Origin of the sequence: uncultured Blautia sp. (genome assembly GCF_902497045.1) — a bacterium.
Classification (GTDB): domain Bacteria; phylum Bacillota; class Clostridia; order Lachnospirales; family Lachnospiraceae; genus Blautia_A.
In genome coordinates this window covers 1-8,759 of the sequence record NZ_CABVDF010000114.1, presented here as the reverse complement: position 1 = coordinate 8,759, position 8,759 = coordinate 1, and the positions used below count along the sequence as shown (strand labels likewise).

10 protein-coding genes are annotated in these 8,759 nt (G+C 45.2%); 9 read left to right on the top strand and 1 reads right to left on the bottom strand.

The window, feature by feature from the left end:
- Positions 1-165: 165 nt before the first annotated feature.
- On the bottom strand, positions 166-459 hold the full coding sequence (locus RDS42_RS09275; RefSeq protein WP_308783418.1) for a hypothetical protein: 294 nt from the start codon (positions 457-459) through the stop codon (positions 166-168).
- Between the two features lie 499 nt (positions 460-958).
- Here RDS42_RS09275 and RDS42_RS09270 point away from each other — a divergent pair, with 499 nt between their 5' ends.
- The 9 genes from RDS42_RS09270 to RDS42_RS09230 all read left to right on the top strand — a co-directional run bounded on the left by RDS42_RS09270 (position 959) and on the right by RDS42_RS09230 (position 8,706).
- Entirely contained in the window at positions 959-1,648 is a 690-nt protein-coding gene (locus RDS42_RS09270; RefSeq protein WP_308783417.1) for an ABC transporter ATP-binding protein, read from the top strand.
- Positions 1,632-2,870 (top strand): ABC transporter permease, encoded by a 1,239-nt coding sequence (locus RDS42_RS09265; protein ID WP_308783416.1) that lies wholly within the window; start codon positions 1,632-1,634, stop codon positions 2,868-2,870. The genes RDS42_RS09270 and RDS42_RS09265 overlap by 17 nt, the downstream gene beginning before the upstream one ends.
- Complete coding sequence (locus tag RDS42_RS09260; RefSeq protein ID WP_308783415.1) at positions 2,843-4,153, top strand: ABC transporter permease; 1,311 nt, start codon at positions 2,843-2,845, stop codon at positions 4,151-4,153. Before RDS42_RS09265 ends, RDS42_RS09260 begins: the two co-directional genes overlap by 28 nt.
- A 71-nt stretch (positions 4,154-4,224) precedes the next feature.
- Entirely contained in the window at positions 4,225-4,905 is a 681-nt protein-coding gene (locus tag RDS42_RS09255; protein WP_308783414.1) for a response regulator transcription factor, read from the top strand.
- A complete protein-coding gene (locus tag RDS42_RS09250) occupies positions 4,902-5,837 on the top strand; it encodes a HAMP domain-containing sensor histidine kinase (RefSeq protein ID WP_308783413.1) in 936 nt (311 codons plus the stop codon). Before RDS42_RS09255 ends, RDS42_RS09250 begins: the two co-directional genes overlap by 4 nt.
- Positions 5,838-6,032: 195 nt before the next feature.
- Positions 6,033-6,407 carry a GntR family transcriptional regulator gene (locus tag RDS42_RS09245; protein ID WP_308783412.1) on the top strand — a complete coding sequence of 125 codons (375 nt, stop codon included), beginning with the start codon at positions 6,033-6,035 and terminating at the stop codon, positions 6,405-6,407.
- A gap of 28 nt (positions 6,408-6,435) precedes the next feature.
- Complete coding sequence (locus RDS42_RS09240; RefSeq protein WP_308783411.1) at positions 6,436-7,305, top strand: ABC transporter ATP-binding protein; 870 nt, start codon at positions 6,436-6,438, stop codon at positions 7,303-7,305.
- Between the two features lie 2 nt (positions 7,306-7,307).
- Positions 7,308-7,976 carry a hypothetical protein gene (locus RDS42_RS09235; protein WP_308783410.1) on the top strand — a complete coding sequence of 223 codons (669 nt, stop codon included), beginning with the start codon at positions 7,308-7,310 and terminating at the stop codon, positions 7,974-7,976.
- A gap of 10 nt (positions 7,977-7,986) precedes the next feature.
- Positions 7,987-8,706 (top strand): hypothetical protein, encoded by a 720-nt coding sequence (locus RDS42_RS09230; protein WP_308783409.1) that lies wholly within the window; start codon positions 7,987-7,989, stop codon positions 8,704-8,706.
- Positions 8,707-8,759: the final 53 nt, after the last annotated feature.

Here is an 8,759-nt window from a genome sequence, read left to right as displayed (position 1 = left end):
AGATTATGAACGCCGCCAGTCAGTAAATGTCCGGCGGTATTTTTATATTCATTTTTAGGAAAGAAAACTGACGCTTGCCCGAACATCCCACCGCCCTGTTAGGTACACCGATGCTTCGGGCATCCTGCGGAACGCTGGGTGGTGAGATGGTGGACAGGGATTATATTATTTTTCCAATTCTTTCAGGATATCAAATAGAATCAGGAATCCGGCTTTTAGTCCGATGGCAGTATACGCTTCTGCCACTTCGCTTGTAAGATTGTTGGCAAGGTCTATGAAAGGCTGAATGGATTCTATATCCTGTGTTTTTAGATTTTCTTCATATTCTTTGTAAGCTTTTTCTAATTTTTTATCATAGTCTTTTTCCGGGAAAAAAGATTCAATGGCTGATCCATAGATAAGGTAATCAGCAAGTCCCTGTAAAGTTGCACGTCTAAAAATATCCTTTGTAATATTCATTTTTGCCTCCATAAATTATTAAATTTTTTGTGAGAATGAATATTATACATTGTGCCTGATAGATAATATTTTTGAGTAAAAAGTGACAGCATTTGTGAACAGTGGTGTGACATAAAGCGAAGTATTTCGCTGTGTAAGACGGAGTGTAATAGAAAACGTTACACAAAACGTTACACAAAATGCGCCAAAAAATTTGATTTTGAGAGTGTCGGGGGTTGCGCGCCTTATGTCCAAAAAACGTTGATTTTATAGGGGTTTCAGGGGTGTTAGATGCCTTTAATTACCACTAAGGGAAACGCCTCTCGATCCGTTCGGGACGCAGAGGCCGCAGGTTCAAATCCTGTCGCTTCGACTAAATGAGAAAGAATCTCTTTTTAAGAGGTTCTTTTTTTTATAAAAAAGCATGAGTATGTTGGAAATACCTTTATTTCATATTGTTACCAGATTGTAATCTCCCTTTGTTATGATAAACTCAACATAATGAAGGGAGACATTTTTTATGAAAATATTAGAAACAAAGCATCTGAAAAAATATTATGGTCAGGGCAGCAGTCTGGTAAAGGCCGTGGATGATATCAGTATTTCAGTGGAAAAAGGAGAGTTTGTTGCAATCGTGGGAACCAGCGGATCCGGAAAAACCTCTCTTTTAAATTTACTGGGCGGTCTGGACTATGCGGACAGTGGCGAGGTTATCATCGGCGGACAGTCTCTTTTGAATATGAAAGATGAGGAGCGGACTGTATTTCGCAGAAGAAACATTGGATTTGTCTTTCAGAACTATAATCTGGTATCTATGCTGAATGTGTATAAAAACGTGGTTCTCCCAATACGTCTGGATGGCAACAAACCGGATGAAGAGTTTACCGGAAAGCTCCTGAACCTTTTGGGACTGACAGAAAAAGTTCGAAACCGTCCCAATCAGCTTTCAGGAGGACAGCAGCAGAGGGTGGCCATTGCAAGAGCGCTGGCTTCCAAGCCCAAGATTGTTCTGGCAGACGAGCCTACGGGAAATCTTGATTCCAGAACCAGTGCGGAGGTAATGGGGCTTTTGCAGATGACCAGCCGGGAGTTTAACCAGACGATTATTATGATTACCCATAATGAAGAAATTGCCCAGATGGCAGACCGTATTATTCACCTGGAGGACGGAAGGGTAGTGGGAGGTGATATCCATGTTTCAAAATTCTGATAAGGAAGTATTGAAGGAACTGGCAAGGGATAATTATATTTCTCATAAAAGCAGAAACCGAATTGCCATTCTTGCCATTGCTCTGACGACGCTTCTGATCACAGCGGTGTGGACGGTAGGAATTGGCATGATCTCTACCATCGGTAATTATGGGGAATCTGCTCCTGGACCGGGTTGTGAAGGAAATATTAATGGTACAGAAGAAACACGGCAGAGGCTTGAGGAACTGCCCCAGATCCAATGGGCAGATATGGCCAGGGAATGCAGTGGGGCAGGACTTCACAATCGGGAGTTTGCCGGCATGGATGTGCGGCTGCTGGCTCCAGATAAAGGTTATTTTGGACATAATTTTGTGGAACTGATTGAAGGCAGATTTGCACAGAGCGCGGATGAAATTGTGATTTCCGATACTATGGCGGAACGTCTGGGGCTTGAAACAGTGGTTGGCAGTCAGCTGGAGCTTCTGGTGATGATCGGCGCAGATGAAAAAATGGTGGAAACGCCCATGACCTTTACCATTACCGGATATTATAAAAACCCCCTGATCAACATCAGCAAGGTTTATGATGAGATCTATACGGTACCTGAATTTATTACACAGTATAATCCCGCTATGGATCAGCGTCCGCATAAGATTTATGTGAAACTGAATAATCTGAATCCTCTCCTGATGAAAACAGATGTAATGGATAAACTGCAGGAAGCCAACGATCTGGCAGGCGGAACCGGAACCGGGACAAAAAACACCAGCAGTATGGGGAATATGCTTTTCAGTGTAGGGCCGGCGATTCTGTTTGTGCTGTTTATTGGTCTGAGCGGTTATTTCCTGATCTATAATGTGTTTTATATTTCTGTATCCTCTGATATCCGCTGGTTTGGCATGATGAAAACCATCGGTACCACAGCAAGACAGCTGAAGGCTGTGCTGATGCAGCAGATCCGTCGTCTGGCAGTTATCGGTATCCTGATGGGAATCGTACTGGGGTATCTTGTGGGAAATCTGATCGGACCGGGAGTGATGCGGCAGACCATGTATGGCATGTTTTACAAAGCGCCAAATGTTTTGGTGGTGTTTCTTCTGGGAGCCGGGTTTTCCTGGTTTACCGTATACGTCAGTGCATTGAAATCTCTGAAGCTGGCCTGTCATATTTCTCCGGTGGAGGCAGCCAGATTCGCGCCCAAAAGAAGAAAAATATGTTTACGATTCTTTCTTTCGCGTTAAGTGGAATGATTTTTCTGGTTTCCTGCAATGCAGCTCTGGGATTTTCCATAGATCATATGGTGGAACGCTACAACATGAAGGATGCCAGGATTTTTCATAAGGGTTTCTCCTGGTCGCTGGAAGAGCCTTACCAGCCTGTCTCTGCAGAATTGCCGGAGAAAATAGCTGCACTGCCTTTTGTGACCAATGTGGGTGTGGCATATCAGGCAAGGCTGATGCCGGATTATGAGGAAACGACAATGGGAAGAATTTACTGGCCTTCTCTGGCTCAGGTGTCTCTGGACGGCGCGTTAAAAAAGGAAATGGAATTTTTTGCAGGCAGTGAAGAATTTATGAGTACTTATGGAGACACAGGTCTTCTGGATCAGGCAGAAAACAACCGGTGGAAGCTGGGAGTAAAGGGAATCCCTGCAGATTTGATCCGGCAGGAGCTTGCCTGTGAGGGCGTTTTTGAGGGAACTTTGGATTTGGAGAAGTTTAAGACAGGAGAAGGTATTGTATGGGCGTCTCCGGACAGTCAGGAAATTCTGGGAAGAGATTTTGAGGGCAGCGTACATCCTGGAGATAAAACAACAATCGGTTTTTATGATGCTCAGGGGAACTGTATAGAAAAAGAGGTAACCATTCTGGCGGTACGGGCGAAATCTGAAATATATGGATCCGGTGATTTTGGCGTTGGGAACATCATTTTGTCCGATACTCTGTTTAAGGAGCTGTACCCGGATTATGAACAACGGATCAGCAACATTCAGATCGACACAGAGGAAGAGATCACAGAGGAACAGAATCAACAGATCAACAGTCTTATGGCTGAGGAGTACAACACGCAGCTTCAGTTGGATTCCCGTTATTACACCAGATCCGAAATGGGTGGTCAGAAGCAGACTTTCCAGCTGATCGGCTTTCTGCTGGCAGGACTTCTGGGGATTATTGGGATTTCCAATCTGGTCAATACCATTACCTCGGATGTATTTTCCCGAAAGATCGAGCTGGCGGCAATGCAGTCCATTGGAATGACAAGGAAGCAGCTGTGGGCAATGCTTCTGAAAGATACCCTGAAGTTTATGAGTGTGTCTGTGGCTCTTATGCTGATATCCGGCGGCATTATGTCTTATCTTGTGACTCAGCATCCGCTGTTTACAGGATTTAACGCAGGGCTGTTTCTGGTATCGGCATCCGTTCTGCTGCTGTTGGTGACAGGTATCTGTATCTTTATGACCTGGCTCCTGGTAAAAGTTCTGAACAAAAAATCCATTGTTGAAAGACTGCGGGAAATTGAGTAAGATAAACACAGTGCAGCCAGGGCTGCGCGGAAAAAGCGGAGACCTTCGGACTCTCCGGACTGGAGAAAATAATGGACACAAAAATTCTGCTGCTTGAAGACGATCCAATGTTAAATGAGGGTATTGCCTATGCCCTGCGAAAAAAAGGATACCTGGTATACTGTGCAAAAAACATAAAGAAAGCGTCGGAATATCTGAATCAGCCTGTAAATCTTATGATACTGGATATCAACCTGCCGGATGGAGATGGAAGAGCGTTTTTGAAAGACGTCCGGCAGAACGATCCGGTTCCGGCATTGTTTCTGACTGCCCGGGATACAGAAGCAGATATGCTGAAAGGATTTGACTCAGGCTGCGACGATTATGTGACAAAGCCGTTTTCTATGGCGGTTCTGCTTCGGAGGATCGAAGCGCTGCTGAAGCGTTCGGAAAATACAGACAGCCGGTTTTATCATTGTGGTGAGCTGATATATGATTTTGATGGAAAACAACTGAAAAAGCAGGGGCAGGAGGTAAAGCTGACTGCCACGGAAATACGCCTTCTGGAAGCCTTTCTGACCCACCGGAATCAGGTGCTGACAAGAGAACAACTGCTGGATATGGTGTGGGATACTTATGAGAACTATGTGGATGAAAAAACCCTGAACGTAAATGTGGGGAGACTGAGAGGAAAAATAGAAGAGGATTCCCGGGAGCAGGGATATATCAGGACGGTTTTTGGAATCGGCTACAAATGGAGCGACCGGACATGAGCCGGGGGATGACCGTATTTCTGCTTGCGGTAATCGTTATACTGATGGCTGCCCTTGCGCTGGTACTTCTGCGATACAGAAGAATGGAGAAATTTGCCAACAGAACCATGATCCAGGTGGATAACATGCTGGAGCAGCTGATTCTGGGGCGGGAAGTAAAGTGCTTTTCAGAGAATGAAGATACCCTGCTGGGTAAATTTCAGACCCGGGCAGGGCGTCTCTATGATATCCACAGGGCTCAGGAGCAGAGAGAAAAGGAACTGAGGGATCAGATCAGCCGCTCTGTCAGCGATCTGGTGCATCAGATCAATACGCCTATTGCCAATATTAAAATGTACAGTGAGTTTTTAAAGGAAGATGCCCTGACAACAGAAGAACGCCGGCATTTTGCAGATAATCTGGAGAGGCAGGCCCGGAAACTGAGCTGGCTGGGCGAAGGATTTGCAAAAGTTTCACGACTGGAGACGGGAATCATCTCTCTGAAGCCGGAACTGCAGCCGGTACTTCCGGTGGTTTTGTCTGCTGTGGATCAGGTATCGTTAAAGGCGGAGCAGCACGGAAACGATATCTGTCTGGAAGGACGGCAGGATCTGAAAGCCTGTCTGGACAGAAAATGGACAGAAGAGGTGTTTTTTAACCTTCTGGATAATGCGGTGAAGTACAGTGTCCCGGAAAGCAGGATCCTTGTAGAGCTTCTGGAATATGAGATGTATATCCGGATCAACGTATGCAGTCAGGGGACAAAGGTGGAACGGGAAGAATTTGCCAGAGTCTTTCAGAGGTTTTACCGGGGAAAAAATGCCGCAGAGCAGGAAGGCGTAGGGCTTGGTCTGTATCTTGCCCGTGAAATTGTAAATGGCCAGAGGGGATATATGAAAGGGGAATATGATTCGGAGAAAGGTAATGTGTTCAGCGTGTTTTTACGCAGGTGAAGCTTTTTGAAACAGAATAACCAGTGGCAAATCAGAATTACAGGGCTGAAGCAAAGGCAGACAGATTATCTGCCGGAGCATCAGCTCTGTTTTTTATTTATCAGTATTGACAAATAACAACATTGGTGATATGGTTAATTACACAAGTAATGAACTAAATGAGTGGCTCCATAAACAGAAGGGATGTGAGAATGCGTGAATGAAATCCTGACACAGGAGAAGTCAATTTACATTCAGATCAAGGAAATGATTGAAAAGGATATTCTGCGGAATATTCTTTTGGAGGAGGAGAGGGTGCCCAGCACCAATGAACTGGCGAAGCTTTATGCAATCAATCCCGCCACGGCAGCCAAGGGAGTAAATCTTCTGGTGGACGAGGGGATTTTGTATAAGAAGCGGGGTATTGGAATGTTTGTAGCGACAGGAGCAAAGAAGCAGATCATGGAGAAACGGAAAAAGAATTTTTACGATGATTATGTAAAAAGTCTTATGGCGGAGGCATACAGTCTGGGAATCACCAGACAAGAGCTGATCGCCATGATTCAGGAAGCAGAGAACGAAAGGGAGTAACGGTTTTCAGAAAGCAGAGGGTGTATATATGAGTGAATTAAAAGCAAAAGGAATTACAAAAAAATATGGAACAAAGGAAGTGCTTCATGGTATTGACCTGACTCTGGAAAAAGGGAAGATCTATGGTCTGATCGGCCGTAACGGAGCGGGAAAAACCACGCTTTTATCCATACTGACTTCTCAGAATCCTGCAACAGAAGGAAGTGTGACCTTTGATGAAATGCAGGTATGGGAAAATCCGGAGGCATTAAAGCATCTTTGTTTTTCAAGGGAGCTGAATCAGCTTCAGGGCGGCAATGCCAACGCAATGAAAGTAAAAGAATATCTCTGGGCAGCAGCTACCTTTTTTCCTTATTGGGATAAGGAAATGGCAAAGAGACTGGTGGAACTTTTCAGGCTGGATGTGAAACAGCGGATTTCAAAGCTTTCCAAGGGAATGTGTTCCATGGTGACGATTATTGTAGGATTGGCGAGCAAGGCGGAATTTACGATTTTTGATGAGCCGGTGGCAGGGCTTGATGTGGTTGCCAGAGAGAAATTTTATGAGCTGCTTGTGGAGGAATTTACGGAAACCGGGCGAACCTTTGTGGTATCTACCCACATTATCGAGGAGGCGTCAGATATTTTTGAGGAAGTGATCCTTCTGGATCAGGGCAGTATCCTTCTGAAGGAAAACACCCAGGAGCTTTTGGAAAGAGCCTTTCATGTCAGTGGACATGAGGAGGATGTGGCAAAGGCTGTGGAAGGTCTGACCACTTATCATGAGGAACGGCTGGGAAGAAGCCGGGGTGTGACAGTGCTTCTGGAGCCGGGTCAGCATATCGGAACAGAATATGATGTAAGTGTACAGAATGTAAGCCTTCAGAAATTATTTGTGGCACTTTGCGGGGAGGAATGAGTATGAAACTGGGAAGGTATGTGAAATACTGGGGCAGGAATGCTGTTGTATGGACAGGCATTTCTTTTGCCTGTATGCTTGGATTCTGGCTTTTGAATGAGCTGGGAAATGCACAATATATACAGGGGATCGGACTGGGTGCCTCGTTTTTGGTATATCTGGCAATAGCGGGATTATTTGTGTCCATGATCTCGATACTCTCCGCGTTTCAGACAGAAATCCCCCTGCTGATATCCATGAATGTGACCCGGAAGGCGGCTGTATGGGGACTGGCTGCAGGACATGCGGCGACTGTGCTTCTGCACATCCTTCTGGGGATTCTGATCTGGTGCATCTTTGGCATCTGGGAAATGGAAATAATTATTTTTATTTCCTCGCTACTGGCAAGTGTACTGCTGGGATTTGGAGGTTTTGGCATGCTGTTTGGAGCAATTGCCCTGCGCTGGGGGAAAATCGGTTCTATTATCATGGCGGTGGCTATCCTGGTGATGACGATCAGCATAGCTGTTTTTATAGCAATGCAGGGAGAGAGCATTTCTCTTCAACATATAAGTATAGAAGCAATGATGGAATATAATTTCTGGCCTTTGGCTCTGATTATGGTGGTTTTCTATCTGTTTACAGGAGCGGCTGCATTTATGCTTACAAGAAAGATTGAAGTACGGGTATAAGGAGGGGACAATGATGCTGGATATGATACGAAAACAGTTTCTGATACAGAAAGACGATCTGATCGGCGGTGCGGTGATCGCAGTGGGAGCAGGACTTTTTGGAACCATTCTTCTTCAAATTATTTATTATCTGAAGCCGGATGCAGCAACGGAGTATGTGCCGCTGGGAACACTTCTGGCGGGTATGATAGCGGTGATATTTGCAGTGGCGTTTATTATGGTTCAGTTTTCTTTGTATTTCCGTCTGGTGATATCTATGGGCGGTGTACGGAAATATTTTTTCTGGGCGTTTCTGGCAGTAAGTCTGATACAGTCCTTTGTGATGTATGTGATTGTGCTTTTGACCCATCTGGGCGATCGATTTCTGAACAGAAGCCGTTACCCGGAAATGAAGGTTGTAGTGGATGTCTGGCCTTATCTGCTGAAATGGGGAGTTCCTGTGGTTGTATTCCTGGTGATCGGCAGTACGTTTCTGGGCGCGCTGGGAATGCGCTTTGGAAAATATGCTTATGGGATTTTCTGGGTGCTGTGGATGACTATGTGTATTGTTTTTCCCCGGATTATGGGTGCAGCAGAGGATGCGCCGGATTCTGTGTTTGGCAGGATTGGAAATACAGCAATTGATTTTTGCAGCGGGATTCCCGGAAGTATCTGGACGGCTGCAGCGGCAGTATTTTCTGTGGCTGCAATGTTGGGAACCTACCGGATAATCAGAAAGAGCAGCGTCTGACAGGCAGATCATAAGAGAAAGGGTCTTTTCTGGTATAAAGTACATATATATTA